The sequence below is a fragment of the Streptomyces sp. NPDC001514 genome (assembly GCF_053597075.1).
On sequence record NZ_JBSFHO010000041.1, the window covers coordinates 1 to 26,083 of the forward strand.

General features: G+C 71.1%; 25 protein-coding genes. 15 read left to right on the forward strand and 10 right to left on the reverse strand.

The window, feature by feature from the left end; all coding sequences use genetic code 11:
* Window positions 1-385: 385 nt before the first annotated feature.
* From ACWCXB_RS31970 to ACWCXB_RS31995, 6 genes are all read left to right on the forward strand, one after another.
* Window positions 386-1,510, forward strand: a complete 1,125-nt coding sequence (locus ACWCXB_RS31970; protein WP_450727268.1) for a zinc-dependent metalloprotease — start codon at window positions 386-388, stop codon at window positions 1,508-1,510.
* 187 nt (window positions 1,511-1,697) lie between these two features.
* Window positions 1,698-2,786 carry a tRNA lysidine(34) synthetase TilS gene (tilS, locus tag ACWCXB_RS31975; protein ID WP_450727269.1) on the forward strand — a complete coding sequence of 363 codons (1,089 nt, stop codon included), beginning with the start codon at window positions 1,698-1,700 and terminating at the stop codon, window positions 2,784-2,786.
* A gap of 79 nt (window positions 2,787-2,865) precedes the next feature.
* Window positions 2,866-3,405, forward strand: a complete 540-nt coding sequence (gene hpt / locus ACWCXB_RS31980) for a hypoxanthine phosphoribosyltransferase (protein ID WP_450727334.1) — start codon at window positions 2,866-2,868, stop codon at window positions 3,403-3,405.
* A gap of 174 nt (window positions 3,406-3,579) precedes the next feature.
* The gene (ftsH, locus tag ACWCXB_RS31985; RefSeq protein WP_450727270.1) at window positions 3,580-5,625 is read left to right on the forward strand and encodes an ATP-dependent zinc metalloprotease FtsH; all 2,046 of its coding nucleotides are present in this window, start codon (window positions 3,580-3,582) and stop codon (window positions 5,623-5,625) included.
* A 117-nt stretch (window positions 5,626-5,742) separates the two neighbouring features.
* On the forward strand, window positions 5,743-6,348 hold the full coding sequence (gene folE / locus ACWCXB_RS31990) for a GTP cyclohydrolase I FolE (RefSeq protein ID WP_450727271.1): 606 nt from the start codon (window positions 5,743-5,745) through the stop codon (window positions 6,346-6,348).
* Between the two features lie 99 nt (window positions 6,349-6,447).
* Window positions 6,448-7,455 carry an aldo/keto reductase gene (locus ACWCXB_RS31995; RefSeq protein ID WP_450727272.1) on the forward strand — a complete coding sequence of 336 codons (1,008 nt, stop codon included), beginning with the start codon at window positions 6,448-6,450 and terminating at the stop codon, window positions 7,453-7,455.
* Window positions 7,456-7,506: 51 nt separating this feature from the next.
* Here ACWCXB_RS31995 and ACWCXB_RS32000 read toward each other — a convergent pair whose 3' ends face one another.
* The 6 genes from ACWCXB_RS32000 to ACWCXB_RS32025 form a co-directional block, all read right to left on the reverse strand.
* Entirely contained in the window at window positions 7,507-7,992 is a 486-nt protein-coding gene (locus ACWCXB_RS32000) for a DUF3180 domain-containing protein (RefSeq protein WP_450727273.1), read from the reverse strand.
* A gap of 49 nt (window positions 7,993-8,041) precedes the next feature.
* The gene (gene folK / locus ACWCXB_RS32005; protein ID WP_450727274.1) at window positions 8,042-8,629 is read right to left on the reverse strand and encodes a 2-amino-4-hydroxy-6-hydroxymethyldihydropteridine diphosphokinase; all 588 of its coding nucleotides are present in this window, start codon (window positions 8,627-8,629) and stop codon (window positions 8,042-8,044) included.
* Window positions 8,626-8,985, reverse strand: a complete 360-nt coding sequence (gene folB, locus ACWCXB_RS32010) for a dihydroneopterin aldolase (protein WP_450727275.1) — start codon at window positions 8,983-8,985, stop codon at window positions 8,626-8,628. Before folB ends, folK begins: the two co-directional genes overlap by 4 nt.
* A gap of 194 nt (window positions 8,986-9,179) precedes the next feature.
* Window positions 9,180-9,644 carry a nuclear transport factor 2 family protein gene (locus tag ACWCXB_RS32015; protein WP_450727276.1) on the reverse strand — a complete coding sequence of 155 codons (465 nt, stop codon included), beginning with the start codon at window positions 9,642-9,644 and terminating at the stop codon, window positions 9,180-9,182.
* On the reverse strand, window positions 9,641-10,501 hold the full coding sequence (gene folP, locus ACWCXB_RS32020; RefSeq protein ID WP_450727277.1) for a dihydropteroate synthase: 861 nt from the start codon (window positions 10,499-10,501) through the stop codon (window positions 9,641-9,643). The genes ACWCXB_RS32015 and folP overlap by 4 nt, the downstream gene beginning before the upstream one ends.
* A 283-nt stretch (window positions 10,502-10,784) precedes the next feature.
* Window positions 10,785-12,626 (reverse strand): phosphatidylglycerol lysyltransferase domain-containing protein, encoded by a 1,842-nt coding sequence (locus ACWCXB_RS32025; protein ID WP_450727278.1) that lies wholly within the window; start codon window positions 12,624-12,626, stop codon window positions 10,785-10,787.
* Window positions 12,627-12,784: 158 nt separating this feature from the next.
* Here ACWCXB_RS32025 and ACWCXB_RS32030 point away from each other — a divergent pair, with 158 nt between their 5' ends.
* The gene (locus ACWCXB_RS32030) at window positions 12,785-13,897 is read left to right on the forward strand and encodes an alpha/beta hydrolase (protein ID WP_450727279.1); all 1,113 of its coding nucleotides are present in this window, start codon (window positions 12,785-12,787) and stop codon (window positions 13,895-13,897) included.
* Window positions 13,898-13,906: 9 nt separating this feature from the next.
* On the opposite strand, the gene ACWCXB_RS32035 is transcribed toward ACWCXB_RS32030, so the two are convergent.
* Window positions 13,907-15,055 carry an ABC transporter ATP-binding protein gene (locus ACWCXB_RS32035; protein WP_450727280.1) on the reverse strand — a complete coding sequence of 383 codons (1,149 nt, stop codon included), beginning with the start codon at window positions 15,053-15,055 and terminating at the stop codon, window positions 13,907-13,909.
* 186 nt (window positions 15,056-15,241) lie between these two features.
* Between ACWCXB_RS32035 and ACWCXB_RS32040 the strand changes: the two genes are divergently transcribed.
* The 4 genes from ACWCXB_RS32040 to ACWCXB_RS32055 all read left to right on the forward strand — a co-directional run bounded on the left by ACWCXB_RS32040 (window position 15,242) and on the right by ACWCXB_RS32055 (window position 18,736).
* Window positions 15,242-15,934 (forward strand): ABC transporter permease, encoded by a 693-nt coding sequence (locus ACWCXB_RS32040; protein WP_450727281.1) that lies wholly within the window; start codon window positions 15,242-15,244, stop codon window positions 15,932-15,934.
* A complete protein-coding gene (locus tag ACWCXB_RS32045) occupies window positions 15,934-16,611 on the forward strand; it encodes an ABC transporter permease (protein WP_450727282.1) in 678 nt (225 codons plus the stop codon). The genes ACWCXB_RS32040 and ACWCXB_RS32045 overlap by 1 nt, the downstream gene beginning before the upstream one ends.
* 28 nt (window positions 16,612-16,639) lie before the next feature.
* On the forward strand, window positions 16,640-17,626 hold the full coding sequence (locus ACWCXB_RS32050) for an ABC transporter substrate-binding protein (RefSeq protein ID WP_450727283.1): 987 nt from the start codon (window positions 16,640-16,642) through the stop codon (window positions 17,624-17,626).
* A gap of 132 nt (window positions 17,627-17,758) precedes the next feature.
* On the forward strand, window positions 17,759-18,736 hold the full coding sequence (locus ACWCXB_RS32055) for a hypothetical protein (protein WP_450727284.1): 978 nt from the start codon (window positions 17,759-17,761) through the stop codon (window positions 18,734-18,736).
* Window positions 18,737-18,777: 41 nt separating this feature from the next.
* Here the strand turns inward: ACWCXB_RS32055 and ACWCXB_RS32060 are convergent, their stop codons facing one another.
* Together ACWCXB_RS32060 and ACWCXB_RS32065 are read right to left on the reverse strand one after the other, a co-directional pair.
* Window positions 18,778-19,920, reverse strand: a complete 1,143-nt coding sequence (locus ACWCXB_RS32060) for an NADH-quinone oxidoreductase subunit D (protein ID WP_450727285.1) — start codon at window positions 19,918-19,920, stop codon at window positions 18,778-18,780.
* Window positions 19,921-20,542: 622 nt separating this feature from the next.
* The gene (locus ACWCXB_RS32065; RefSeq protein ID WP_450727286.1) at window positions 20,543-21,628 is read right to left on the reverse strand and encodes an SAM-dependent methyltransferase; all 1,086 of its coding nucleotides are present in this window, start codon (window positions 21,626-21,628) and stop codon (window positions 20,543-20,545) included.
* 96 nt (window positions 21,629-21,724) lie between these two features.
* Between ACWCXB_RS32065 and ACWCXB_RS32070 the strand changes: the two genes are divergently transcribed.
* From ACWCXB_RS32070 to ACWCXB_RS32080, 3 genes are all read left to right on the forward strand, one after another.
* Window positions 21,725-22,924 (forward strand): sensor histidine kinase, encoded by a 1,200-nt coding sequence (locus ACWCXB_RS32070; protein ID WP_450727287.1) that lies wholly within the window; start codon window positions 21,725-21,727, stop codon window positions 22,922-22,924.
* 65 nt (window positions 22,925-22,989) lie between these two features.
* Window positions 22,990-23,664: a response regulator gene (locus ACWCXB_RS32075; RefSeq protein ID WP_450727288.1), complete on the forward strand. Its 675-nt coding sequence runs from the start codon at window positions 22,990-22,992 to the stop codon at window positions 23,662-23,664.
* A gap of 5 nt (window positions 23,665-23,669) precedes the next feature.
* Window positions 23,670-24,275, forward strand: coding sequence for an AAA family ATPase (locus ACWCXB_RS32080; protein WP_450727289.1), 606 nt, complete (start codon window positions 23,670-23,672; stop codon window positions 24,273-24,275).
* A gap of 100 nt (window positions 24,276-24,375) precedes the next feature.
* On the opposite strand, the gene ACWCXB_RS32085 is transcribed toward ACWCXB_RS32080, so the two are convergent.
* A complete protein-coding gene (locus tag ACWCXB_RS32085; RefSeq protein ID WP_450727290.1) occupies window positions 24,376-25,485 on the reverse strand; it encodes a DUF5937 family protein in 1,110 nt (369 codons plus the stop codon).
* Between the two features lie 92 nt (window positions 25,486-25,577).
* Between ACWCXB_RS32085 and ACWCXB_RS32090 the strand changes: the two genes are divergently transcribed.
* Window positions 25,578-25,790 (forward strand): hypothetical protein, encoded by a 213-nt coding sequence (locus ACWCXB_RS32090; protein ID WP_450727291.1) that lies wholly within the window; start codon window positions 25,578-25,580, stop codon window positions 25,788-25,790.
* The last annotated feature ends 293 nt before the right edge of the window (window positions 25,791-26,083 follow it).

The window sequence follows — 26,083 nt, forward strand, 5'->3', positions numbered from 1 at the left end:
GGAGCGGACCCGGACGGCACCGACCCGGCACGGGGCACCCCCGACCACCCAGCCCGTCCGGCGCTTGAGGACGGACACCCCGGCCCACCCGGCGGTACCGGGCACACACTCAGCCCGTCGGCCGGCGCCGCGTCACCGGGCACAAACCCAGCCGGTCCGGCGTCTGAGGACGGACACCCCGGCCCACCTGGCGGTACCGGGTGCACACGACGGACACCCCGGCCCACCCGGCGGAACCGGGCGCGCTTCAAGCCCCGTCCGGCGCTTGAGGACGGACACACCCGGCGCCCCGCCGGTCCCGGCCCAGCCCCGCGGAGGCGACGGGGCCCCGCCCGGCAGGGCGTAACCCGCTCGCACCGCGGCCCCGACAACGTACGGTTGACGCATGACGAGCATCGGTGGTGCCGAGATGGTCGACTGGAACCTCGCGGTCGCGACCGCGACCCGCCTTGTACGGCCGGGCCCCGACGTCAGCCGGGACGAGGCACGCGCCGTCGTCGCCGAGCTGCGCCGGCATGCCAAGTCGTCCGAGGAGCACGTCCGGGACTTCACCCGGATGATCCCCGAAGGGCATGAGCCCGAGGACACCCCGGTCCTCGTCGTCGACCGGGCCGGCTGGGTGAAGGCAAACGTCGCGGGCTTCCGCGAGCTGCTGAAACCGCTGCTGGACAAGATGCAGGAGCGCCGTGCCGGAACGCCCGGAGGCGCGATGTTCGGCGCCGTCGGCGGCAAGGTGACGGGTGTCGAACTGGGCATGCTGCTCTCGTTCCTGGCGTCCCGCGTCCTCGGCCAGTACGAGACCTTCGCCCCGTCCACCCGCGAACTGCCCGGCGCCCCGGGAAGCAACGGCCGCCTCCTCCTGGTCGCGCCGAACATCGTCCACGTCGAGCGCGAGCTGGACGTCGCCCCGCACGACTTCCGGCTCTGGGTCTGCCTCCACGAGGAGACGCACCGCACCCAGTTCACGGCCGTGCCCTGGCTGCGCGACCATCTGGAGGGCGAGATCCAGTCATTCCTCGCCGAGACCGACGTCGACCCGATGACCGTGCTGGAGCGGCTGCGCGAGGCCGCCCAGTCGCTCGCCGGGGGACGGCCCGAGGGCGAGGAGAACGAGGGCCGTTCGTTCGTGGAGATCGTGCAGACGCCGGAGCAGCGGGAGATCCTCGGCCGGCTGACCGCCGTGATGTCCCTCCTCGAAGGCCATGCGGACTTCGTGATGGACGGTGTGGGCCCGCAGGTCGTTCCGTCCGTCGGCGAGATCCGGGAGAAGTTCCAGCAACGCCGCGCCCGGGGCGCCTCGCGCCTCGACATGGCGCTGCGCAAGCTGCTCGGCCTCGACGCGAAACTGCGCCAGTACCGGGACGGAGAGCGCTTCGTACGGGCCGTCGTGGAAGAGGTCGGAATGGACGGGTTCAACCGGGTCTGGACCTCGCCCAACACCCTGCCCACCAAGGCGGAGATCGCCAAACCGGCGGACTGGATCGCGAGGGTGCACCGTAAGGCAGACTGATGAGCGGCATGCGGCCGACGGCAGAAGGGCGCCCTCCTAATCACCCATCCGAGGGACCGTAGGCGATGGGTAGGCGTGCAATGCTCGGGGTACGGCCCGGTTCTGTCACCATCAATACACTCTGAGTGACCGAACCTCCCGTCCCGACTCCGACGAGGCACCCCCAACTTCACGAAGGGCACCGGACATGGGTCCCCATCCTGCGGTCGCGGCGATACGCCTGGCGGTCCGCCGCGTACTCCACGACGTACTCAACGAACTGACCGAGATCCCTCGCACCGCTGTCGGCGCCACGACAGGCACCGCGCGCTACGCGGACGGGCGCTCCGCGGACCGGCGCTCCACGGAGGGGCAGGGCCCCGGCCGGTCGCCCCTCGTCCTCGTCGCGTGCTCCGGCGGGGCCGACTCGATGGCGCTCGCCTCCGCCCTCGCCTTCGAGGCCCCCAAGCTGTCCGTGCGCGCCGGCGGCATCACCGTCGACCACGGCCTGCAGCCCGGCTCGAGCCTGCGCGCCGCCGAGGTCGCCGCCCGCCTCACCGCCATGGAGCTCGACCCCGTCGAGGCGATCGCCGTGACCGTCGGCCGCGACGGCGGGCCCGAAGCCGCCGCCCGCGACGCCCGCTATGCCGCCCTGGACGAGGCCGCCGAGCGCCTCGGCGCGGCCGCCGTCCTGCTCGGCCACACCCGCGACGACCAGGCAGAGACGGTCCTGCTGGGCCTCGCCCGCGGCTCCGGCACCCGCTCGCTGTCCGGCATGGCCGCCGTGTCCCCCTCCGGCCGCTACCGCCGGCCCTTCCTCCACCTCGACCGGCAGACCGCCCGCAAGGCGTGCCTCGTCCAGCATCTGCCCGTCTGGGACGACCCGATGAACGCCGACCCCGCGTACACCCGCTCGCGGCTGCGCCACGAGGGCCTGCCCGCCCTCGAGAAGGCGCTCGGCAAGGGGGTCGTCGAGGCCCTGGCCCGTACCGCCCAGCTCTCCCGCGACGATGCCGACGCCCTGGACGCCTGGGCCGCCGACGCGGACTCGTCCGTACGTGACGAAGCCGGCCTTCTCGACTGCGCGAAGCTCTACGCACTGCCCCCCGCGGTCCGTCGCCGGGTGCTCCGCCGGGCCCTGGTCGCAGCCGGTTCACCTGCGGGTTCGCTCTTCGCACGGCATGTCGAGGAGGTCGAGCGGCTGATCACCGGCTGGCGCGGCCAGGGGGCCATCAATCTGCCCGGCCGCGTCGAGGCCCGCCGGCAGGGTGGCAGACTGGTCATTCGGCAAGGCTGAGCCGGCAGCGGGCCAGCGGGCCGATGCGCCGATACGGCAAGGGCAGCGACAGAAAGCGACGCGGGTGAACGAGAAGGACATGGGCGCCGATCTCAAATCGGTCCTCATCACCAAGGAAGAGATCGACGCGAAGCTGGCCGAGCTGGCCGCGAAGATCGATGCAGAGTACGCGGGCAAGGACCTGCTCATCGTCGGAGTCCTCAAGGGCGCCGTGATGGTGATGGCGGACCTGGCGCGTGCGCTGTCCACCCCCGTCACGATGGACTGGATGGCCGTGTCGTCGTACGGCGCGGGCACCCAGTCGTCCGGAGTGGTCCGCATCCTCAAGGACCTGGACACCGACATCAAGGGCAAGCACGTCCTGATCGTCGAGGACATCATCGACTCCGGGCTGACCCTGTCCTGGCTGCTGTCGAACCTGGGCTCCCGTGAGCCGGCCTCGCTGGAGGTCTGCACGCTGCTGCGGAAGCCGGACGCCGCCAAGGTCGCGATCGACGTGAAGTGGATCGGCTTCGACATCCCGAACGAGTTCGTCATCGGATACGGCCTCGACTACGCCGAGAAGTACCGCAATCTGCCGTTCGTGGGCACTCTCGCACCGCACGTCTACGGCGGCTGACACGGCGACCCCACTCAGCACGGGAACCCGGACCGTCTTCCCGCCGTTGGAGCATGGGAAGGCGGTACCGGGTGACAATGCTGGGGTACCGTCCGAAGAACAGTCTTTTCAGTTGAGTCTCATAGCAGCATTTACCTACGGGCAGGAGGGACGGAGCGACACCGCTCCGTATGGATGGACGTGAAGCGATACTTCCGTGGGCCGGTCATGTGGATCGTGCTGGCCGTCCTCGCCGTGGTCGTGCTGATGCAGGTCGTCGGCTCGTCGGGCGGCTACAAGACGGTGGACACCGCCGAGGTTGTCCAGGCGATCTCCAAGAACCAGGTCGAACAGGCCAAGCTGACCACCGGCGACGAGCAGATCATCAAGGTCGAGCTGAAGAACGGCCAGAAGATCGACGGCAGCGACAAGGTCCAGGCCAGCTACATCGGCAACCAGGGCGTCGAGCTCGCCAACACCTTGCAGAAGAAGTACGAGGCCGGTGAGATCGAGAAGGGCTACACCGTCTCGCCGGAGCGGCAGAGCCCGTTCCTCTCGGTGCTGCTCTCGCTGCTGCCCTTCGTGCTCATCGTGGTCGTCTTCCTGTTCCTGATGAACCAGATGCAGGGCGGCGGCTCCCGGGTCATGAACTTCGGGAAGTCCAAGGCCAAGCTCATCACCAAGGACACCCCGAAGACGACCTTCGCCGACGTGGCCGGGTCGGACGAGGCCGTCGAGGAGCTCCACGAGATCAAGGAGTTCCTGCAGGAGCCGGCGAAGTTCCAGGCCGTCGGCGCCAAGATCCCCAAGGGTGTGCTGCTGTACGGCCCGCCCGGTACGGGCAAGACGCTCCTCGCGCGCGCCGTCGCGGGCGAGGCGGGCGTTCCGTTCTACTCGATCTCCGGCTCCGACTTCGTCGAGATGTTCGTCGGTGTCGGTGCCTCCCGTGTCCGTGACCTCTTCGAGCAGGCCAAGGCGAACGCCCCGGCGATCGTCTTCGTCGACGAGATCGACGCGGTGGGCCGCCACCGTGGCGCCGGTCTCGGCGGTGGCCACGACGAGCGCGAGCAGACGCTGAACCAGCTGCTCGTGGAGATGGACGGCTTCGACGTGAAGGGCGGCGTCATCCTGATCGCCGCCACGAACCGGCCGGACATCCTCGACCCGGCGCTGCTGCGCCCGGGCCGCTTCGACCGGCAGATCGCCGTCGACCGCCCGGACATGCAGGGCCGTCTGGAGATCCTCAAGGTCCACCAGAAGGGCAAGCCGGTCGCCCCTGACGTCGACCTGTCCGCCGTGGCCCGCCGCACCCCCGGCTTCACGGGCGCGGACCTGTCGAACGTGCTGAACGAAGCGGCGCTGCTCACCGCGCGCAGCGACATGAAGCTGATCGACAACCACATGCTGGACGAGGCCATCGACCGCGTCGTGGCCGGCCCGCAGAAGCGGACCCGGATCATGTCGGACAAGGAGAAGAAGATCACCGCGTACCACGAGGGCGGACACGCCCTGGTCGCGGCAGCCTCCCCGAACTCCGACCCGGTTCACAAGATCACGATCCTGTCCCGCGGCCGTGCCCTGGGCTACACGATGGTGCTCCCGGACGAGGACAAGTACTCGACCACGCGCAACGAGATGCTCGACCAGCTGGCGTACATGCTGGGCGGCCGCGCTGCCGAGGAGCTCGTCTTCCACGACCCGACCACGGGCGCGGCGAACGACATCGAGAAGGCCACGGCCACGGCCCGCGCGATGGTCACGCAGTACGGCATGACCGAGCGGCTCGGCGCGATCAAGTTCGGCGGCGACAACACGGAGCCGTTCCTCGGCCGTGAGATGGCGCACCAGCGCGACTACTCGGAAGAGGTCGCGGCGCTGGTCGACGAAGAGGTCAAGAAGCTCATCGAGACCGCGCACAACGAGGCCTGGGAGATCCTCGTCGAGAACCGTGACGTTCTCGACAACCTGGTCCTCGCGCTGCTGGAGAAGGAGACCCTCGGCAAGGAGGAGATCGCCGAGATCTTCGCGCCGATCGTGAAGCGTCCGGCCCGCCCGGCGTGGACCGGCTCCTCGCGGCGTACGCCGTCGACCCGACCGCCCGTGCTCTCCCCGAAGGAGCTGGCGCTGACCAACGGCGCGGCGGCGAGTGCGGCAAGCGCGGCGGCCGGCTCGAGCGCCACGGTGACCGATGTCACCAAGGCGTCGGCCGAGGCCGTCCAGGACGAGCGCCCGGACGCCTGACCAGGTGGTTCTCGGGTCTGACGGCCCGAAACCCGGAATTAACGCCGCGCCTCCCAGGTTTTAGCCTGGGAGGCGCGGCGCTTTCGCGCCACGCCAGAGGACAGGAACGAGGCACAGATGACCGACCCGGTGACGCTGGACGGCGAGGGCACGATCGGCGAGTTCGACGAGAAGCGCGCCGAGAACGCCGTGCGTGAACTCCTCATCGCGGTCGGAGAGGACCCGGACCGTGAGGGCCTGCGGGAGACGCCGTCGCGGGTGGCCCGGGCCTACAAGGAGATATTCGCGGGGCTGTGGCAGCAGCCGGAGGACGTCCTGACGACGACGTTCGACCTGGGCCACGACGAGATGGTCCTGGTGAAGGACATCGAACTGGTGAGCTGCTGCGAGCATCATCTGGTGCCGTTCAGGGGTGTGGCTCACGTCGGCTACATCCCCTCGACGTCCGGCAAGATCACCGGGCTCTCCAAGCTGGCGCGGCTCGTGGATGTGTTCGCCCGCCGGCCGCAGGTGCAGGAGCGGCTCACCACCCAGATCGCGGACTCCCTGATGCAGATCCTGGAGCCGCGCGGCGTGATCGTCGTCATCGAGTGCGAGCACATGTGCATGTCGATGCGCGGCATCCGCAAGCCCGGTGCCAAGACGATCACCTCGGCGGTGCGGGGTCAGCTGCGGGACGTCGCCACGCGCAACGAGGCGATGAGCCTGATCATGGCGCGCTGACCATGGCGCGAGCGTGCCGTTCACGGGCACGCTGCACCCTGATCGACTCGTGCGGCTCAACTCCCCGGTAGGGCGGGTGGCCCGTGCAAGCATCGCTTCATGAGCGAACAACTTCTGCCTACGCGCCGGCTCGGCGCTCTTGAGGTCTCGGCGCTCGGTTTCGGGGCGATGGTGCTGTCGCCCGGGATGTACGGGGAGGTCGACGACGCCCGTGGGGAGCGGGCGCTGCTCGCAGCCGCGGATGCGGGAGTCACCTTCTTCGACACGGCTGACGGCTACGGCCAGGACGGCCACAACGAGCGGCTCGTCGGAAGGACCCTGCGCGGGCGGCGCGACGAGATCACCATCGCGACGAAGTTCGGCTTCCGTCTGCCGGAAGGTGTCGAGCCGCACCGCTTCCCGGTCGGCCTGGCCTTCGGCGAGCTTGCCGTCAACACCGACCCGAAGTATGTCCGCGGTTACGCGGAGGCGAGCCTCCGGGAGCTCGGTACGGACCACATCGACCTGTACTACCCGCACTTCCCCGACCCGGAGGTGCCCTTCGAGGACACGGTCGGGGCGGTCGCCGAACTGATCGAGGCCGGTCTGGTGCGTCACCTCGGCGTCTCGAACGTCACGGCGGAGCAGCTGCGTGCCGCGCACGCGGTGCACCCGGTGGTCGCGGTCCAGACGGAGTGGTCCATGTGGCGGCCCGTCGACCCGGCCACCCTGGCCGCGGCCCGTGAGCTGGGCATCGGCATCGTTCCCTGGTCCCCGCTCGGGCAGGGCTTCCTGACCGGCCAGGTCGGCGAGGTGAAGGAGGGTGACTTCCGCCAGAACCTGCCCCGCTTCGACGCCGCCAACCGCCAGGTCAACACCGACCGGTTCGCCCCCGTCCGGGGCATCGCGACGGAACTCGGCATCACCCCCGCCCAGCTGGCCCTGGCCTGGCTCCTTCACCAGGACGACCACGTGGTCCCCATCCCGGGCAGCCGCACCCCGGCGCACATCGAGGAGAACCTCGCCGCAGCTCGGATCGCCCTGCCGGAGGACGTCCTCACACGTCTCACGACGATCCTGTCGACGACGAAGGTGGAGGGCGCATCGACGCTCCAGGACACCCCCTAGGCGCCCACAGGCCACGCCCTGCGCCCCCGACGACTGCGTCGTCGCTGCGGGCTACGCCGCCGGGACGTGTCCTGTGCCGTTGTCCTCGTCCTCCGGGAGCTTGCAGACGCGCTCCAGGAAGAGGGCCGCGGCGATCACCGCGATGCCCGCCAGGACGGAGAACGCGGCATAGATCGCCTGGTCGCGGCGGGCCGGGATGTCGAGGGAGCCGAGCAGAAAGACGCCCGCCCCGCCGTACATGCCGCTCACCAGGGCCGCGACCAGGGCGCTCGCCTGGCCGAAGACGACCGCACGGGCCGCCATCAGCGGTTCCACGCCCTTCGCGCCGGGCCGGCGCTCACGCTGCGCGCGCAAGCGGGAGCGGATCGACAGCGCGGTCGCCGTCAGCACGGCGGCGATCGCCGCGAGGACGATCGGCGCCGCCAGCGGCACGCTCGGCAGGGTGCCGAACGAGTCCCACAGCCGCGCACCGCCCCATGACAGCACCCCGGCCACCACGAAGAGCCCGGCCAGTACTCCGAGCCGTAGTTGCTTCACCGCGTGTCCTTCGTGTTGGCGACCCTGGCGACCCTGAAGAGCGTAACGACTACTCGGGCAGCCGGAGTTCCAGGTCCGCGCGTGCCACGACGCCCTCCCGGCCCAGGGCCGCCAGCAGCTCCGCGACGGCTCCGCGACCCGGCAGCTGGGCCTCCGGCTCCACGTCGTACCACGGAGCCAGCACGAAGGCCCGCTCATGAGCCCGCGGGTGCGGCAGGGTGAGGACCGGGTCGTCGGAGACCACGTCCGCGTACGCCACGATGTCCACGTCGATCGTCCGGGGGCCCCAGCGCTCCTCGCGCACCCGGTCGTACGCCTCCTCGATCGCCTGGCCGCGCTCCAGCAGGGAGCTGGGCGGCAGCGTGGTCTTCACCACCACCACCGCGTTGAAGTACGACGGCTGGGAGCCCGGCTCGACGCCCCACGGCTCCGTCTCGTACACCGGCGAGACCGCCTTCACGCGCACGCCGGGCGTGTCCTCGAGAGCGTCGATCGCGCCCTGCAGCGTCTCCAGCCGGTTGCCCAGATTCGCCCCGAGGGCGATGACGGCGCGCTTGGGGTTCGACAGGGTGGTGTCCGCGGCGTCGACCTGCTCGACCACTGCGGCGGGCACCGGCTGCACGGTGGGGTCGCTCATGCTCGGCTCCGGGTGATCGTGATGGTCACGTCGTCGAACGGGACGGTGATCGGGGCGTCCGGCTTGTGCACGACGACCTCTACCTCCTGGACTCCTTCGTGCTTGAGGCACTGCTGGGCGATCCGCTCCGCGAGCGTCTCGATCAGATCCACCGGCTCGCCCTGGACGACGTCGACGACCTCCTCCGCAACCACTCCGTAGTGCACGGTCTTCGCCAGGTCGTCGTCGGCCGCCGCGGGGCGGGTGTCGATGCCGAGCGCCAGGTCCACGATGAAGGTCTGGCCCTCCTCGCGCTCCCGGGGGAAGACGCCATGGTGCCCGCGGGCCTTGAGGCCGCGCAGCGCGACACGATCCACGCGAATCACTCCTGCTGTCGTAGGTCTTGCGCGCACGCTGCCGCGTGCGGGCGGCAGCAGTGCACTGAATCGAATCTACCTGCGGACACCGACAGCGCCCGCCCATGGGGGCTATGGACAGATGCACCGGCGGCTGGTAGCGCGCCGCCTACCCCGTCCGCCGAAACTCAACCTCCACCAGGGCGCTTACCCACTCAGGAGGGGGACTCGTCGTCCTCTTCCTCGTCCGATTCGGCCAGAACGGGTGAGCCGTGATGTGACCAGATCCTCCATCCGTCCGGTGTGCGGCGGAACACATTCGTGGCCACCACGAGCTGCCCGACGAGCGGCCCGAGCTCGCCCGCCTCCTCCGCGGGCCCGCCGCTCAGGATGTTCTCGGTGCAGGTGACGACGGCCGTGTCGCCGGCCACGCTCACCCGCACGTCGGTGAGGAAGAACTGGATGTACTCGGTGTTCGCCATGATCAGCGCGTACGAGCGCAGCACCTCGCCGCGCCCGGAGAGCACCGGCCATCCCGGGTGCACGCACGAGATGTCGTCGGCGCCGTCGCCGTTCAGCCAGAGCGCGGAGATCTCCTCGAAGTCGCCGCGCTCCATCGCCTCGTAGAAGGCGGTGTTGGCCTCCTCGACGCCTTCGACGTCCGTACTACGGGCAGTCACCGGGCTCCCTCGACGGCCCTGGCGACCCGTACGGCGTCCGCCGTGGCCCGTACCTCGTGGACCCGGACCGCCCAGGCGCCCTCGTGGGCGGCGATCGCGGAGACGGCGGCGGTGGCCGCGTCGCGTTCGCGGGCGGGGGGCGGGGTGGCGGCACCCTCGGCCAGCACACGGCCGAGGAACCGCTTGCGGGAGGCTGCCACCAGCAGCGGGCGGCCCAGGGGCCGCAGGTCGGCGAGGTGGGCGACCAGGGCGAGGTCGTGCTCGGCCTGCTTGGCGAAGCCGAGGCCCGGGTCGATGACGATCCGCTCGGCGTCGATACCGCCCGCGACGACCGCGTCCATGCGTTCGCGCAGCTCGGCGACGACCTCGGCGACGACGTCCCCGTACACCGCCCTGCTGCTCATGTCCTCGCTGAACCCGCGCCAGTGCATGACGACGAACGGCACCTCCGCGGCGGCGACGGCCGGGACCATCTCCGGGTCGGCGAGGCCACCGGAGACGTCGTTGACCAGCACCGCGCCCGCCGCGACCGCCTGCGCCGCGACCGAGGCGCGCATGGTGTCGACGGAGACGGTGACGCCTTCGGACGCCAGGCCCCGTACGACGGGGAGCACACGCCGCAGCTCCTCGTCCTCGTCGACCCGGGTGGCGCCGGGGCGGGTGGACTCGCCGCCGACGTCGATGAGGTCGGCACCCTCGGCGACCAGGTCGAGGCCGTGCTTGACCGCGGCCGTGGTGTCGAACCAGCGGCCTCCGTCGGAGAAGGAGTCCGGCGTCACATTGACGACTCCCATGACCGCACAGCGGTCCCACTCCGGCAGGCCCGTGGCCGTGCCCCGTCCGCGCAAGGTACTCATGCGTCCAGCCTAGGGGGTGTCTTGTGGCTCTTGCCGGGCTCGCGTGGCCTGGCACCGCAGCTCGCTGCGTTGTCGTCGGTCACCGACTCCCCCGTAGCCCTTCGGGCACGGGAGGTGCCCCCACCGCGTCGATTTCTCCCCCTGCCTTCGGCGGGGGGACCCCACCTCCGCCTTGTGATGCGTCCATCAGGCCCTGCGGGCCTGGGGAGACCCCATGCACCGGACCCCGCTCCCTGATCCGGCCTGATCCACAAGACACCCCCTGGGCCCGTAACCGACCCGGCTACGCCGCGCGGACCTCCTGCTCCGGGGCGGTGGCCGGGCGGATATGGGCGCAGGGGCGCGCGGGGCGGGTCCGCCGGCGGCGGAACGGGCGCGGGACGGCGAAGGTCACGAAGCCCTCCGCCTGCATCGCGGCGAAGCCGATCCGCGGCAGGTCGCGGGTGTTGCGGAAGACCACGAAGCGCGGCTCCCAGCGCGGCCGGAACTTGGCGTTGAACTTGTAGAGCGACTCGATCTGGAACCAGCGGGACAGAAAGACCAGCAGCCCGCGCCAGGTGCGCAGCACGGGCCCCGCGCCCAGCTTCTCGCCGCGTGCGAGGGCCGAGCGGAACATCGCGAAGTTCAGCGAGACCCGCTCGACGCCCAGCTTCGGGGATGCCTGCAGGGCGGCGACGATCAGCAGCTCGTTCATGCCGGGGTCGGCGGAGCGGTCGCGGCGCATGAGGTCCAGGGACATGCCGTCGGTACCCCACGGGACGAAGTGGAGGACGGCCTTCAGATCGCCGTACGGGGACTCCGCCCCGCCCTCGTCGGCCTTGTGTGCGGTGGCGATGACGCTGTCGCCGTCCGAGGGGTCGCCGATCCGGCCGAGCGCCATGGAGAAGCCGCGCTCGGTCTCCGTACCGCGCCAGTCCTCGGCGGCGAGGCGTATCCGCTCCAGTTCTCCGTCGGAGAGGTCACGGACGCGGCGGACGCGGGTCTCGTAACCGTTCCGCTCGATGCGCTTCACCATCTGGCGCACGTTCCGCATCGCACGCCCGCTGAGCGAGAAATCCGCGACGTCCACCACCGCCTCGTCGCCGAGCTCGAGGGCGTCCAGGCCGGTCTCCCGGGTCCACACCTCGCCCCCGGTCTCCGAGCAGCCCATCACGGCGGGGGTCCAGGAGTGGGCCTTGGCCTCGTCCATGAAGCGCTCGATGGCGCCGGGCCAGGCCTCGACGTCGCCGATCGGGTCACCACTGGCGAGCATCACTCCGGAGACGACGCGGTAGCAGACGGCGGCCTTGCCGCTGGGGGAGAAGACGACGCCCTTGTCGCGGCGGAGCGCGAAGTGGCCGAGGGAGTCACGGCCGCCGTGCTTGGCGAGCAGCTCGCGCAGCCGTGCCTCGTCGTCCTCGGTGAGGCGGGCGGCCGGCTGCTCGGGGCGGAAGGCGAGGTAGATGGTGGTGACGGCGGTGAGCAGGCCGAGGGCGCCCAGCGAGTAGCCGACGGTCCAGTCGACGCCGCCCCGGTAGCCGACGGGGCCCTCCATGCCGAAGAGGCCGACCAGGACGTGTTCGAGGCGGTCGGTGAGGCTGGGGCTGCCGACGACCTTGCCCGGGTGGGCGTTGACGATGACCAGACCGAGGCCGATGGAACCGGCGCCCATCAGGACGAAGTTGGCGAGTGCCCGCCAACGGCTCCGCGGGTCGGGCAGTGCCGCGAACTGGTCCCGGTGGCGCAGCAGGAGCGCGAGCAGGGCCAGCGACAGCAGGACGCCGATGACGGAGTGGCGGTACGCGAACTGCGCCACCGCGCCCGCCGGCAGCAGGATGACGGAGGCCCGCCAGGCGCGCCGCTTGTTCCGCTTGAGGCCGTGCGCGAGGAGCAGCAGGAGGACGCCCGCGCTGAGCGAGAGCGCGGCGGCGAACGGGCCGAAGGCGCCCGGGAGTACCTCGGCGAATGCGTGCATCCGGCTGTGCCGGAAGCGCGGGAACACGCCTGCGGCGATGTCGATCAGGCCGATGAAGGTGCAGGCCGTGCCGACCAGCGCGGGTACGGATTCGGCGCGGGGGCCACTGAGGATCCGGCGCACCCGAACCGGAACCAGACCCGACTTATCCCCATCTACCGTGACAGACATCGTTTCCCGTGGCTCCGAGAGAGATCGTGGAGTCCGCGCCCGCAGAACACGCGGCTCGGACAATTTGCTCCCTCTAGGACGGCACTTCCGGGGAACGGGTTCATCGCCTCTCAGGAAAATCTCACGTTCGCGTCTCACGGAAGAAGCTCGATCGCCCCATGGGTCTCACCAGCAACAAAGTTCTGGCGCTGGCCGTACTGGCCGCCGTGGCTCTCTTCGCCGCGACGATCTGGCTGTGGCCACGGCTGTCCCGCAGCAGCTGGCGCGCCGTGCTCGGCAGGGTGGGACTGCTGCTCGCGACGCAGCTGGCGCTCTTCGCCTCGGCCGGCCTCGCCGCCAACAAGTCGTTTCTCTTCTACGGCTCCTGGGCCGATCTCCTCGGCCGGGAACAGGAGATGGGCGTGGTCGTGGACCAATCGCTGAGCAGCGCGCACATCAAGGTGACCGGCAAGCAGAAACTGGACGTGCCGGGAGGCTCGCGCCCCGCGGTGGGCGGGCAGATACAGAAGGTCGTGATCGCGGGTGAGAAGTCGGGCATCGACAGCCCGGCGTACGTCTATCTGCCGCCCGAGTACTTCCAGCCCGCGTACGCCAAGAAGACCTTCCCCGCCTCGGTCGTCCTGACCGGCTACCCGGGCACCGCGGAGAACCTGCTCAAGGGCCTCAAGTACCCGAGGACGGCGTACCAGCAGGCCAAGGACAAGAAGATGCAGCCCATGATCCTGGTGATGCTGCGGCCGACCGTCGCACCGCCCCGCGACACCGAGTGCGTCGACATTCCGGGCGGGCCGCAGGCCGAGACGTTCTTCGCCAAGGACCTGCCGGCCGCGGTGTCGGAGACGTACCGCGTCGGCACCGAGCCGCGCAACTGGGGCTTCATGGGGAACTCGACCGGTGGCTACTGTGCGCTGAAGATCGCGCTGCACCACCCGGAGCAGTACGCGGCGGGCGCGGGTCTGTCGGCGTACTACAAGGCCGCCGACGACGTGACGACCGGGGACCTCTTCCACGGGAACAAAAAGCAACGGAACCGGGCGAATCTGCTCTGGAGTCTGGACCACCTGCCGCAGGGCAACTCGTCCTTCCTCGTCACCACGTCCAAGCAGGGCGAGGGAAACCTGAAGGGGACGCTCGACTTCATCAAGAAGGTGAAGGCGCCCGCCCGCGTCTCGTCCATCACGCTCGACAGCGGCGGGCACAACTTCAACACCTGGAACCGGGAGATCCCGCCGGCTCTGGTGTGGATGAGCGGCAGACTCAGCGCGGTGTGACGCGGGGTCTCAGCGCGGTGCGATCGTCTCCAGTTCCACGTCGGTCCGGGGGATGGCCTGCGCGTCCGCGTCGATGGAGCGGCGCAGTGCCTCGTGCAGCCGTGCCGGGGTCAGCACGCCGAGGAAACGTCCCGTCTCCTCCCGGTCGATGACCGCGATCCACCCCGCGTCGTGCTGCAGCATCGTGGCGAACGCCTGCTTGAGGGAGGCGCCGACGGGGAGCCAGGCCTCCATCCGGCGGGCGTGGTCCCGTACGGCTCCCTTGCCGCCCGCGGCCTGTTCGGCGGAGATCCAGCCGTGCAGTTCGTCCTCCCCGTCCAGGACGACCGCCCAGCGCGAGCCGAGCTCGCGGGGCAGCGGGTCGTCGAGATGGACGACCGGCGGCTGTTCGAGGTCGCCCTCCTCGATGGGGGTGACGGACAGCCGCTTCAACCCACGGTCCGCGCCGACGAAGTCCGCGACGTACGGGGTGGCGGGCGCGCCCAGCACGGTCGCCGGGGCGTCGAACTGCTCGATCCTGCCCTGCCCGTAGACGGCGATGCGGTCGCCGAGCCGCACGGCCTCCTCGATGTCGTGCGTGACGAAGAGGACCGTCTTGCGGACCGCCGCCTGGAGCTTGAGGAACTCGCTCTGGAGGTGGTCGCGGACCACCGGGTCGACCGCGCCGAACGGCTCGTCCATCAGCAGGACCGGCGGGTCGGCCGCCAGCGCCCTGGCCACGCCGACGCGCTGGCGCTGGCCGCCGGAGAGCTGGTCGGGATAGCGGTCGCCGTACTTCTTCGGGTCCAGGCCGACCAGGTCGAGGAGCTCGGCGGCGCGCTCGCGGCCCCTTCCGCGTTTCCAGCCCAGCAGATGGGGCACGGTGGCGGTGTTCTCCAGCACGGTCTTGTGGGGGAACAGCCCGACCTGCTGAATGACGTAGCCGATATGGCGGCGCAGCTCGACGGGGTCGGTGGTGGATATGTCGTGACCGTCGAGGAATATCCGGCCACTGGTGGGCTCGATGAGCCGGTTGACCATTTTCATCGTGGTCGTCTTGCCGCAGCCCGAGGGTCCGACGAGCGTCACCAGTTCGCCCTCGGCGACCTCGAAGGAGAGGTCGTCGACGGCCGTGGTGCCGTCCGGATAGCGCTTGGTGACGTGCTCGAATCGGATCATGCGCCCCATTGTGGCGGGTGGCGACCGGCCATGTGTGAAGGGCGTGTTGCCGGAACGCGAAGCTCCTCGGCGATTGTCAGTGGCGGGGGTTAGGGTCGGTTTCGGTCGGACATTCGATCGTTCGACGGCGGACGACCGACGACGGGCCGCGGGCGGCCGACGACGGGCGATGGGGGGGTGGGGCGCATGAGCGGGCAGAACTGCCTGGTCACGAACGACTGGATCTGCGGTGAATATCTCCGCTCCCGCAGCCAGGAGTTGATCGACGCCACGGTCCAGCATGTCTGGATCACGGTGGTGTCGGTGCTGATCGGGCTGGCCGTCGCCTTCCCGCTGGCGCTGCTCGCCCGGCGCAGTCCGCGCCTCACGGGCCCGGTCCTCGGTCTGACGACCGTGCTCTACACGGTTCCGTCGCTGGCGATGTTCTCTCTGCTGCTGCCGTTCTTCGGGCTCTCCGCCGCCCTGGTGATCACGGGCCTGGTGCTGTATTCGCTGACGATCCTCGTGCGGAACATCCTGGCGGGCCTGGAGGCAGTGCCGCAGGACGCGCGTGAGGCGGCGCGGGGGATGGGGTACGGGGCGGGCAGGCTGCTCTGGGAGGTCGAGCTTCCACTGGCCCTCCCGGCGCTGATGGCGGGCCTGCGGATCGCCACGGTGTCCACGGTCGCGCTCACCACCGTCGGCTCGATCGTCGGCCGGGGCGGTCTCGGCAATCTCATCGAGGACGCGCTGCCCAGCTTCTTCAAGGCCCAGGTCCTGACCGCTTCGGTGCTCTGTGTGCTGCTGGCCGTCGCCGCCGATCTGCTGCTGCTCGGCGTCCAGCGCCTGCTGACCCCCTGGACCCGAATACGCACGACCCGGACCCGGGAGGCCCGCTGATGGGGGTACTGGCCGATGCCTGGTCCTGGCTGACCACGGAGTCCAACTGGGCGGGGGAGAGCGGTGCGTGGCACCGCCTCGGTGAGCATCTGTACGTCAGCGGGGTCGCCCTCGCGCTCGCCTGCGCGGTCGCCCTGCCGGTCGCCCTGCATCTGGGGCACGTCGGCCGTGGCGGTGCACTCGCCGTCAACGTCTCCAACGTGGGCCGGGCCGTCCCCGTCTTCGCGGTGCTCGCCCTGTTCATGGTGTCGCCACTGCGCAGTGCCGGATATGTCCCGACCGTCATCGCGCTGGTGCTGTTCGCGATACCGCCGCTGCTCACCAACGCCTATGTGGGGATGCGGGAAGTGGACCGGGCGGTCGTGGAGGCGGCGCGCGGCATGGGGATGTCGGGCCGGCAGCTCTTCGCCCGGGTCGAGCTGCCTCTCGCGTACCCGATGCTCATGACCGGGCTGCGGTCGGCCGCCGTCCAGGTCGTCGCGACCGCGACGATCGCGGCGATGGTCGGTCAGGGTGGCCTCGGCCGGATCATCACGGCCGGGTTCAACACGTACAACACCCCTCAAGTGGTCGCGGGCGCCTTGCTCGTGGCCGTGCTCGCCCTCCTGGTGGAGGCCGTGCTGGTGCTGGTGGACCGCGTCTGCAGTCCCCTGCGCCCCCAGCGGAAATCCGTGTGACGACTCACTCCCTTGGATGGTGAACCTCATGAGCAGGACCTCCCGTATCGCGGGTGCGGTGCTGGGCGTCGTCGCCCTCGTCGGCTCGCTCGCCGCGTGCGGCGGCGACAGCCTGGAGCAGGAGAAGGGCGGTACCGGCGGCTCCGGCGGTGACGCGGGCGGCGGCAAGAAGGGCACGCTGGTCGTCGGCGCGGCGGCGTTCACGGAGTCCAAGGTGCTCGCCGAGCTCTACGCGCAGGCGCTGGGCGACGCCGGGTACAGCACGTCGGTCACGACCGTGAAGAACCGCGAGCTGTACGAACCGTCGCTGGAGAAGGGTGAGATCGACGTCGTACCGGAATACGCGGCGACGATCGCGGAATTCCTCAACGCGAAGGCGAACGGCCCGAAGGCACCGGAGGAGAAGCCGGTCGCCTCCAGCGATGTCGCGGCCACCGTCGCCGGGCTGCAGAAGCTCGCGGAGCCGCGCGGACTGAAGGTGCTGCCGGCGGGTGAGGCGGTCGACCAGAACGCGTTCGCGGTGAGCAAGGAATTCGCCGAGAAGAACAAGCTCAGGACTCTTTCCGATCTTGGCAAGGCGAAGATCAAGGTGAAGATCGCGGCCGGTGACGAGTGTGAAGTACGGCCCTTCTGCGCGCCCGGTCTGAAGAAGACCTACGGCATCGATGTGGCGGGCATCGACCCGAAGGGCGTCGGCACTCCCCAGGCGAAGCAGGCGGTCAAGGACGGTGAGGACCAGCTGGTGCTGACCACCACGACCGACGCCACGCTGGAGAGTTTCGGTCTCGTACTGCTTGAGGACGACAAGAAGCTCCAGAACGCGGACAACGTGCTGCCGGTGGTCAACGCCAAGGACGCCGGTGCGCAGGAGATAGCCGACGTTCTCGGCAAGCTCACCGAGGCGCTGACCACGCAGGATCTCGTGGAGCTGAACCGGAAGGTGGACGCGGAGCGGGCGAAGCCGGAGGACGTCGCCAAGGAGTATCTGGAGTCCAAGGGACTGGTCAAGAAGTAGCCGCTGGGTGGCCGCTCAAGTGGTCGCTCAAGTGGGCGATGGGTAAAGGGAGTCGGGCCGGCGCGGCAAAGTGGCCAAGAGATTGCCGGTCCGACCCCCCATTCGTCACCTACGCACGGTAAATTTCTGGCCATGCCACGTGGACGCCACCGCCATTCCCCACCTCTGCACCGACTCCTGCAGCCCTCCGCGGTCGCCGGAGCTTCGGTTCTCTGTGCCGCCGGCGCCTGGCTTTTCGCGGATCCCGTCGTGCTCCGCACCTTCGTCGCGGCAGCGGCGGCAGCCGCGGTCACAGGCGCCGTGCTCATGCGCAGCTGGGACCGGAGCGCGGGCCGCCGCGTCGCCGAGCTCACCCGTGCCCGCGCCAGCGACGCCTGGAAGACCGAGGAGCGGATAGCCGAGCTGGAGGCCGACCTCGACGAGTCCCGCGAGCTGCGCGCCAAGCTGGACGCGAAGCTCCGCTCGAAGCGGGTCGAGCTCGCCGGGCTGCGCAACGAGCACGCCGCGCTGCTGCGGCGCTACGCGAACGCCGAGACGGAGCGGGCCAGCGCGCTCGAAGGCCGCCGGCAGCTCGCGCTCGAGGCCGCCGCACCGAAGGAGCTGCTGCCCGCCGGTTCCACGCCGACGCCGTCCGCGTATCTGCGGGCCGCAAAGGCGCTGGAGGAACTGTCGCGCAACGCGGCGGCCCAGCAGGCCAGGCACACCGTCGAGGAGGCCCGTCGGCGCGATCTCGCCGAGCGGGCGCGGGAGGCGGACGAGCCGCAGGGGAAGCACGCGGCGGCCGCCGGGGGAGAGCAGCACGCCCGCCCGTCGTCCGCCGTCCCCGCGAGGATTCCGGTCCCGGTCGCCGCGGCGATCGTTCCGTACACCGCCCGCCAGGCCCCGCGCCCCCTGGGCGGCTTCGACTTCTTCGGCACGGGCGCGGGCGCGGCGCAGGCCGCCCAGCTCGCGGCGGTCCAGGACGAGGATCTGGCGGACGTGGTGGGCGAGGAGGCGCTGGCCGCCGGCAGGCGCACGGCGGACCGCGCGGTGGGGAAGGTCATCGACCTGACCGCACACGACGAGACCGAGCAGCTGGACGTCGCGGAGCTGCGCAGCGCGATTTCCTGACGCGTCACGGCGCCCGGTGCTTCCGGGCGCCGTCCGCTGGGCTACTTGTCGATGTCGCCGACGACGAAGAACAGCGACCCGAGGATCGCCACCATGTCGGCGACCAGCGTGCCCGGCAGCAGCTCGGTCAGCGCCTGGATGTTGTTGAACGACGCCGAGCGGAGCTTGAGCCGGTACGGGGTCTTCTCGCCCTTGGAGACCAGGTAGTAGCCGTTGATGCCGAGCGGGTTCTCGGTCCAGGCGTACGTATGGCCCTCGGGGGCCTTCAGGACCTTCGGCAGGCGCTGGTTGATCGGCCCGGGCGCAAGCTCGGCGAGCCGGTCCAGGCAGGCGTCCGCGAGGTCGAGCGAGTTGTGGGTCTGCTCCAGCAGGCACTCGAAGCGGGCCAGGCAGTCGCCCTCGGTACGGGTGACGACCTCGAGGGTGTCCTGGAGCTCGCCGTACGCCAGGTACGGCTCGTCGCGGCGCAGGTCGAAGTCGACGCCCGAGGCGCGGGCGATCGGGCCGGAGACGCCGTACGAGTGCGCGGTCTGCGTGGTCAGGATGCCGATGCCGCGCGTACGGCCGCGGAAGATCTCGTTGCCGAGGACGAGCCGGTCGAACACGTCCATCCGCGCTCGGGCCTCGGCGACCGCGGCCCGGGCCCGGCCGGTCCAGCCCGCGGGGAGGTCCTCCTTGAGGCCGCCGACCCGGTTGAACATGTAGTGCATCCGGCCGCCGGAGACCTCCTCCATGACGTGCTGGAGGTCTTCCCGCTCACGGAAGGCGTAGAAGATCGGGGTGATTCCACCCAGTTCGAGGGGGTACGACCCGAGGAACATCAGGTGGTTGAGGACCCGGTTCAGCTCGGCGAGAAGCGTCCGCGTCCAGACCGCCCGCTCCGGCACCTCCATGCCGAGCATGCGCTCGACGGCCATGACGACACCGAGCTCGTTCGAGAAGGCGGACAGCCAGTCGTGGCGGTTGGCCAGCATCACGATCTGCCGGTAGTCGCGCGCCTCGAAGAGCTTCTCGGCGCCCCGGTGCATGTAGCCGATCACCGGCTCGGCGTGCTGGATGCGCTCTCCGTCCAGGACGAGACGGAGGCGGAGCACGCCGTGGGTGGAGGGGTGCTGCGGGCCGATGTTCAGCACCATGTCGGTGCTCTCGGCTGCGCCGCCGATGCCGATCGTCGTCTCCGTCATGGACGACAGTATCCCTCGCGCCGGATGGCGAGCGCGGCCCCGCCCAGGGTCCGGACAGCGCGGGCTCGCCCGGGGTGCGCCTGCGCGGGTGGAGCCGCACATCGACACAGCCCCTCCCCGCCCCTTCCGGGGGCTTGGGGGCAAGCCCCCAAGCCCCCGGTACGGCCTTCGGTCGTGTCCTCAAGCGCCAGACGGGCTGGGGGTGCGCCGGGGGGCCCTGGGGCTCGGCTGCCCTGCCCACACCAGGGCTCAGGTGGGTCCAGGGCGTAGCCCCGGAATCCGTCCTCGCCGGAATGTGAGCGCCTTCGGGTCGATGCCCGCCACATCGATGCCCGGGCCCGGTGGCGCATCCCGACGGACGTTGCAGCGCACAGCGCCCGAGGTTCTGGGTCGCCCGAGCGACGGCGGAAAGCGGATCGAATCACGGTTCCCGAGGCGAACTCGGCGGCTTGTCCCCGACGCCCGGCCGCAACAGGGCGCGCAGGCCACCGCCGAAAGCACGCGTCCGGCCCGGTGGGGTTCCCCCACGCCCGCAGGGCGTAGGTGGGAAAGGGCCCGGGGCGGAGCCCCCGAGACGGGGTCCGGGGCGGAGCCCCCGAGGCGGGTCCGGGGCGGAGCCCGGTTACGGGAAGGGGTGGGGAGGGGCAAATTCCGCCGGGACCCGCTGCAGCAGCCACGTGAAGTCGCCGAGGCCGCCGCGGGCGGTCAGTTCGGCTGCCTCGCCGGCCGTCGACAGGGCACGCACGTACGCCGCAGGGTCGGACGACGCCAGGGCCAGGGGTGGGCGCTCGCCCGAGATGCCCAGGCGGTGCAGGGCATCGCGCTGGGTCACCAGTTCGAAGCCGGCGCCGCCGCGGGCGCCGACACCACCGCCACCGGCATCGGCGCCGACCGCCGCACCGGCGCACGCGTCCAGGGCCACATGCGCCGTGATGTCGCAGCTGCCGTCCGGGACCGGAGGCACCTCCCGTCCCGCGCGGAACCCCGTCAGCGTCCCGAAGGGCGGCCGTACGCCCGCCCGGTGCGCATAGTCGACGGCGACCGCGAGCCCCGCGTCGAGGGTCGCCACCGCCGCCGCCCACGCCTCGTCGCGCGGACGCCCGATCTCCGCCCGCGTCCCGGGCTCCATCAGTGGCCACCAGCGGTCCAGCCACTCCGCGTCGGCCCCGGTCACCGGCTCGCCGAGGCGCTCCTCGCCGTCCGCCCGGTGGACCAGGACGTACCGGGCGACGCCCGCCTCGTCCACCTCCGCGACGTCGACCGGGACGTTGTCCAGCCACTCGTTCGCGAACAGCAGCCCGCTCACCCCGGCGGGGGCCCGCTCGGCCCAGTCGATGCGCGGGTCGAGCCCCTCCGGGCGGTCGGCGCGCTCGACGGCGCAGGCCCGTACCGGACGCCCGTCCGGCAGCCGCCCGTCGGGGAGCGCCGCCAGCACGGCCGTCAGCAGCTCCCCGCGCCCGGCGCCCATGTCGACCAGAGCGAGCTCGGAGGCGTCCGGCAGGGACTCCGCCGTCTCGGTCAGGAGCCGGGCGACCGCGGAGGCGTACAGCGGCGATGCGTGGACCGACGTGCGGAAGTGCCCGGCCGGGCCCTCGGGCCGCCGATAGAACCCGCCGGGCCCGTACAGCGCCCGCTCGGTCGCCTCCCGCCAGGAGAGCCAGCCGGCGGTCGGGCCGTCCGTTGCCTGATACGTCGTCTCACTCGTCACGCGTGTCAGTCTCCACCTTGCGGAGTAGGCGTCCGCCGACCGGATCGGCCCTCCGGTTGACCCATGCACCTTTCCGCTTTCCCTACGCTGGGTTACGTGCAGCGCCTCTACGACTTCATCCGCAGACACCCGACGGGCGTCGACAGCTTCTGGGCCGTCGCCCTCTTCGGGTTCTCCATGCTGTGGGTGGTCCAGGAGAACGTCGGCAACGAGCCCCGGATCGCGGCCGCCGTCATCGTCCTCCTGCTCTGCCTCAGCATCGCGTTGCGCCGCCGCGCACCCGAGAAGATGCTGCTGCTCGTCGCCGTCCTCGGCATCGCCCAGCTCGTGCTGGGCATCCAGAGCAACCCCGCGGACTTCGCGATGCTCGTGATCATCTACACGGTCGCGGCGCACGACGGCCCGCGCTGGGCCTCCCGCCTCGCGCTCGTCGGCGGACTGTCCGCGGCCACGCTCGCCCAGATCCGCTGGCCCATGGAGAACACCGGCACCGGCGGCAAGATCTTCTTCACGGTCGTCATGAGCGTCCCGTTCGCGCTCGCCTGGGTGCTCGGCGACTCACTGCGTACCCGCCGCGCGTACTTCGCCCAGCTGGAGGAGCGTGCCTCCAGGCTGGAGAAGGAGCGCGAGGCGCAGGCCAAGGTGGCCGTCGCCGCCGAGCGCGCCCGGATCGCCCGCGAGCTCCACGACGTCGTGGCGCACAACGTCTCGGTGATGGTGGTCCAGGCCGACGGCGCCGCCTACGTCCTGGACGCCGCGCCCGACCAGGCCCGGCAGGCCCTGGAGACCATCTCCACCACCGGCCGCCAGGCGCTCGCCGAGATGCGCCGGCTGCTGGGTGTGCTGCGTACCGGCGACACCCCGGAGAGCGGGGAGTACGTGCCGCAGCCCGACGTCCAGCAGATCGAGGAGCTGGTCGAGCAGGTGCGCCACGCGGGCCTCGCCGTCGACTTCAAGATCGAGGGCACCCCGCGCCCGCTCCCGAGCGGCGTGGAGCTCACGGCGTACCGCATCGTGCAGGAGGCCCTCACCAACACCCGCAAGCACGGCGGCCCGGACGTCGGGGCGAGCGTGCGGCTCGTGTACTTCGACGACGGGCTCGGGCTGCTGGTCGAGGACGACGGCCGGGGAGCCTCGCACGAGATGTACGAGGACGGCGGCGCGGACGGCAAGGGCCACGGCCTCATCGGCATGCGCGAGCGCGTCGGTATGGTCGGCGGCACGCTCGACGCGGGGCCGCGGCCGGGCGGCGGATTCCGGATCAGCGCACTGCTCCCGCTCAAGCCCGCCCACTAACCCGCCGACCAGGCCCGTCGACAGCCCGCCGACCAGGCCCGCCCACCAGACAGAGGACTCAGTACATGACGATCCGCGTGATGCTCGTCGACGACCAGGTGCTGCTGCGCACGGGATTCCGCATGGTGCTCGCCGCGCAGCCGGACATGGACGTCGTGGCCGAGGCGGGCGACGGGGCCGAGGCCATCGAGGTCCTCCGCTCGACCCCTGTGGACGTGGTCCTGATGGACGTACGCATGCCGAAGCTCGACGGCGTGGAGGCGACCCGCCGCATCTGTGCGGAGCCGGGCGCGCCGAGGGTGATCATCCTGACCACTTTCGATCTCGACGAGTACGCCTTCTCCGGGCTCAAGGCGGGCGCCAGCGGCTTCATGCTGAAGGACGTGCCGCCGGGCGAGCTGCTCGGGGCGATCCGCTCCGTGCACAGCGGTGACGCCGTCGTCGCGCCGTCCACGACCCGCCGCCTCCTGGACCGCTTCTCGCCGATGCTGCCGTCCCCCGGCGGGCCGCCGCAGCACAAGGAGGTGGAGAGGCTCACCGACCGCGAGCGCGAGGTCATGCTGCTGGTCGCGCAGGGCCTGTCGAACGGCGAGATCGCCGCGCGGCTCGTTCTGTCCGAGGCCACGGTCAAGACCCACGTCGGCCGCATCCTCACCAAGCTGAACCTGCGCGACCGGGTGCAGGTGGTGGTGCTCGCGTACGAGACGGGCCTGGTGCGGGCGGGCGGCGGGGCGGCCTGAGCCGCATGCTGCTGTGGATCAACGGCCCCTTCGGGGGCGGCAAGACGCAGACGGCGTACGAGCTCGCGCGCCGGCTGCCGGGCAGTGTGGTCTGCGATCCCGAGCACGTCGGCTTCGGGCTGCACCGCATGATGCCGCCGGGGTTGCGAGCCGACTTCCAGGATCTGCGGTCCTGGCGGCAGGGCGTGTACGAGGTGCTGGACCTGACGCTCCGCGGGCAGGCGGGGGTGGTGATCGCCCCGATGACCCTCGTCGAGCCGGCGTACTTCGGGGAGATCGTCGGGCGGCTGCGGGACGAGGCCGGCCACGAAGTGCACCACTTCGCACTGCTCGCCGAGCGCGAGACGGTGCTGCGGCGCCTGACTGAGCGGGGGCTCGGGCGCGGGCTGAAGCGGGAGAGCTTCGCCGTACGGAAGCTGGACCACTGCCTGGAGCGGCTCGGCGGGCCGGAGTTCGCCGAGCACATCCGTACCGACCGGATGGCCGTGCCTCAGGTCGCGGACAGGATCGCGGAGTCGGCGGGGCTGCGCCTCGTACCGAACACGTACGGCCGGCTGCGGCACCGGCTGCGGCGGGTCAGGGTGGGTCTGTCCCACATCCGCTTCGACTGACCGCCCCCGCCTGGGCCCCCCGCTTCCGCCCCCGGCTTCCGCCCCCCGCTTCCGCCCCCCGCTTCCGCCCCCGGCTTCCGCCTCCACCTGCGTCTCGGCCTCAGCGCAGGACGGTCTCCAGGAAGTCGCTGCCGAGCCGGGCCACGACCGAGACGTCCAGCTGGTGCAGTACGTACCGGCCGCGCCGTTGGGTCGTGATCAGGCCGGCCTTCTTCAGGACCGACAGATGCCGGGAGACCTCCGGTGGGGTGATGCCGTGCGCGTCGGCGAGCTCGCCCGTGGTGTACGGGGCGCGGGCGAGGTTGCGGCACAGCCGCAGGCGCATGGGGTGGGCGAGCGCCTCCATCCGGAGTTTGAGCAGCTGTACCGAGGCGGGCCCGGGAAGCTCGGGGGCGGCGACGGGGTACAGCACGACCGGCCGCCAGCCGGGGGCGTGCAGCACCATCAGATGCGGCCAGCCGAAGCTGGACGGCAGGAAGGTGACCCCGGCGCCCACGGCCGGGTTCAGGGCGGTCGTGTGGCCGACCGTGAGCTTGTCGGCCTCGATACGCCCCGTCTCCTCGCTGAGCGAGAGTGCGGGGGACACGGCGCGCAGCGCCTCCGCGAGGCCCTTGCGGCGCAGGATCTCGGTCTTGTGGCGGGCGTCGGCGGCGAGCTGGGTGCGGACGCGGTTCCAGGTGTCCGCGAAGAAGGCCTGTTCGCAGTCCTCGAAGAGGCGCCGTATCCAGGCGCGTACGGAGGCGGGGTCGTCCAGCAGCCGCCGGGCGAAGTCGAGCTGCTTGGGGCCGCGGGTGGCGGCGAGCTCCAGCGCACGGGCGCGGTCCACGGGGCCGCCCGTGGCGTACGTACTGGAGCAGGTGAACTCCATGGTGCAGGCGACGAACCGCTCGTCGTCGAGCCGGTCCATCATGTCGAGTTCTTCGGCGAGGGTGGCGCCCGTGCGGCCGTTGCCACCGCGTACGCCGGCGAACGGCATGAACACGTCCGAGAAGGTCGACGTCCAGAGGAAGTCCGCCTCGTGCAGCCGGTCGGCGAGATCGGGCTTCAGCCCGGCCGCGGTGGCTGTCGCCCAGCCGTGCAGCCCCGGATGATGCCCGGGCTCGGCCAGCGCGTGCAGCGCGACGCCCAGCTCGGCGAGGGGCGAGATCTCGAAGAGGATGCGCTCGGGCGGCAGGCCCGCGATGTCGATGGTGACGCTCACGCCTCCCATGGTGCGGGGTCCGTGGGGCGGTCCGTCGCCCCATTTGACGGTGCTGGTCAATCGACGCGCGCGGGGTGTGGTGCGGACGGAGCCTGAGAGGCATGGATGCCGTCCAGCAGCACCTCCTCGACACCTACCGCGCCGCCCGGCTCGGCGCCCCGGTTCCACCGCCCCCGGGCCGCGACGACTGGCGGGCGCTCCGGGCCCTCCGCGACCACCACCGCTTCACCAGGGTCCTCGCGGGCCGCCCTCTCCACCCCCTCCGCACGGCCACGACCCGCCTCTTCCACCGGGGAAGCCCTCGCTGCTTCTAGTGCTCCCTGCTGGCCTTCCAGTGCTCCCTGCTGGGCTGGGGCGCCTGCGGCGTGGGGGCCGGCCCCCGGACCCCCGGTCGTGACCGGTACCGTTCGGTCGGCCCGCATCTCCGTCCTCAAACGCCGGACGGGCTCCCAAGGAGCCCCGCTGGGGCTCCGCGCCCGAAGGGGCGTAGGGGACCCGCCGAAGGCGCGCAACGCCCCGCGGCGGCCCGTACCGGCGCGCGCCGCACCCCCGCGCCTCCACAGGCTGTGGACAACTCGTGGGCCCGTCGAAACGCTGGCGTAGCATG

What these genes read in the sequence shown, in the direction of transcription:
- ACWCXB_RS31995 (WP_450727272.1), top strand. Translation starts at nt 6,448, where the DNA reads ATGAGCGAACAACTTCTGCCTACGCGCCGGCTCGGCGCTCTTGAGGTC.
- ACWCXB_RS32050 (WP_450727283.1), top strand. Translation starts at nt 16,640, where the DNA reads ATGAGCAGGACCTCCCGTATCGCGGGTGCGGTGCTGGGCGTCGTCGCC.
- hpt (WP_450727334.1), top strand. Translation starts at nt 2,866, where the DNA reads ATGGGCGCCGATCTCAAATCGGTCCTCATCACCAAGGAAGAGATCGAC.
- ACWCXB_RS32060 (WP_450727285.1), bottom strand. Translation starts at nt 19,920, where the DNA reads ATGACGGAGACGACGATCGGCATCGGCGGCGCAGCCGAGAGCACCGAC.
- ACWCXB_RS32090 (WP_450727291.1), top strand. Translation starts at nt 25,578, where the DNA reads ATGGATGCCGTCCAGCAGCACCTCCTCGACACCTACCGCGCCGCCCGG.
- ACWCXB_RS32045 (WP_450727282.1), top strand. Translation starts at nt 15,934, where the DNA reads ATGGGGGTACTGGCCGATGCCTGGTCCTGGCTGACCACGGAGTCCAAC.
- folE (WP_450727271.1), top strand. Translation starts at nt 5,743, where the DNA reads ATGACCGACCCGGTGACGCTGGACGGCGAGGGCACGATCGGCGAGTTC.
- ACWCXB_RS32075 (WP_450727288.1), top strand. Translation starts at nt 22,990, where the DNA reads ATGACGATCCGCGTGATGCTCGTCGACGACCAGGTGCTGCTGCGCACG.
- folP (WP_450727277.1), bottom strand. Translation starts at nt 10,501, where the DNA reads ATGAGTACCTTGCGCGGACGGGGCACGGCCACGGGCCTGCCGGAGTGG.
- folK (WP_450727274.1), bottom strand. Translation starts at nt 8,629, where the DNA reads ATGAGCGACCCCACCGTGCAGCCGGTGCCCGCCGCAGTGGTCGAGCAG.
- ACWCXB_RS31970 (WP_450727268.1), top strand. Translation starts at nt 386, where the DNA reads ATGACGAGCATCGGTGGTGCCGAGATGGTCGACTGGAACCTCGCGGTC.
- ftsH (WP_450727270.1), top strand. Translation starts at nt 3,580, where the DNA reads ATGGACGTGAAGCGATACTTCCGTGGGCCGGTCATGTGGATCGTGCTG.
- ACWCXB_RS32030 (WP_450727279.1), top strand. Translation starts at nt 12,785, where the DNA reads ATGGGTCTCACCAGCAACAAAGTTCTGGCGCTGGCCGTACTGGCCGCC.
- ACWCXB_RS32035 (WP_450727280.1), bottom strand. Translation starts at nt 15,055, where the DNA reads ATGATCCGATTCGAGCACGTCACCAAGCGCTATCCGGACGGCACCACG.
- ACWCXB_RS32085 (WP_450727290.1), bottom strand. Translation starts at nt 25,485, where the DNA reads ATGGGAGGCGTGAGCGTCACCATCGACATCGCGGGCCTGCCGCCCGAG.
- tilS (WP_450727269.1), top strand. Translation starts at nt 1,698, where the DNA reads ATGGGTCCCCATCCTGCGGTCGCGGCGATACGCCTGGCGGTCCGCCGC.
- ACWCXB_RS32055 (WP_450727284.1), top strand. Translation starts at nt 17,759, where the DNA reads ATGCCACGTGGACGCCACCGCCATTCCCCACCTCTGCACCGACTCCTG.
- ACWCXB_RS32080 (WP_450727289.1), top strand. Translation starts at nt 23,670, where the DNA reads ATGCTGCTGTGGATCAACGGCCCCTTCGGGGGCGGCAAGACGCAGACG.
- ACWCXB_RS32025 (WP_450727278.1), bottom strand. Translation starts at nt 12,626, where the DNA reads ATGTCTGTCACGGTAGATGGGGATAAGTCGGGTCTGGTTCCGGTTCGG.
- ACWCXB_RS32040 (WP_450727281.1), top strand. Translation starts at nt 15,242, where the DNA reads ATGAGCGGGCAGAACTGCCTGGTCACGAACGACTGGATCTGCGGTGAA.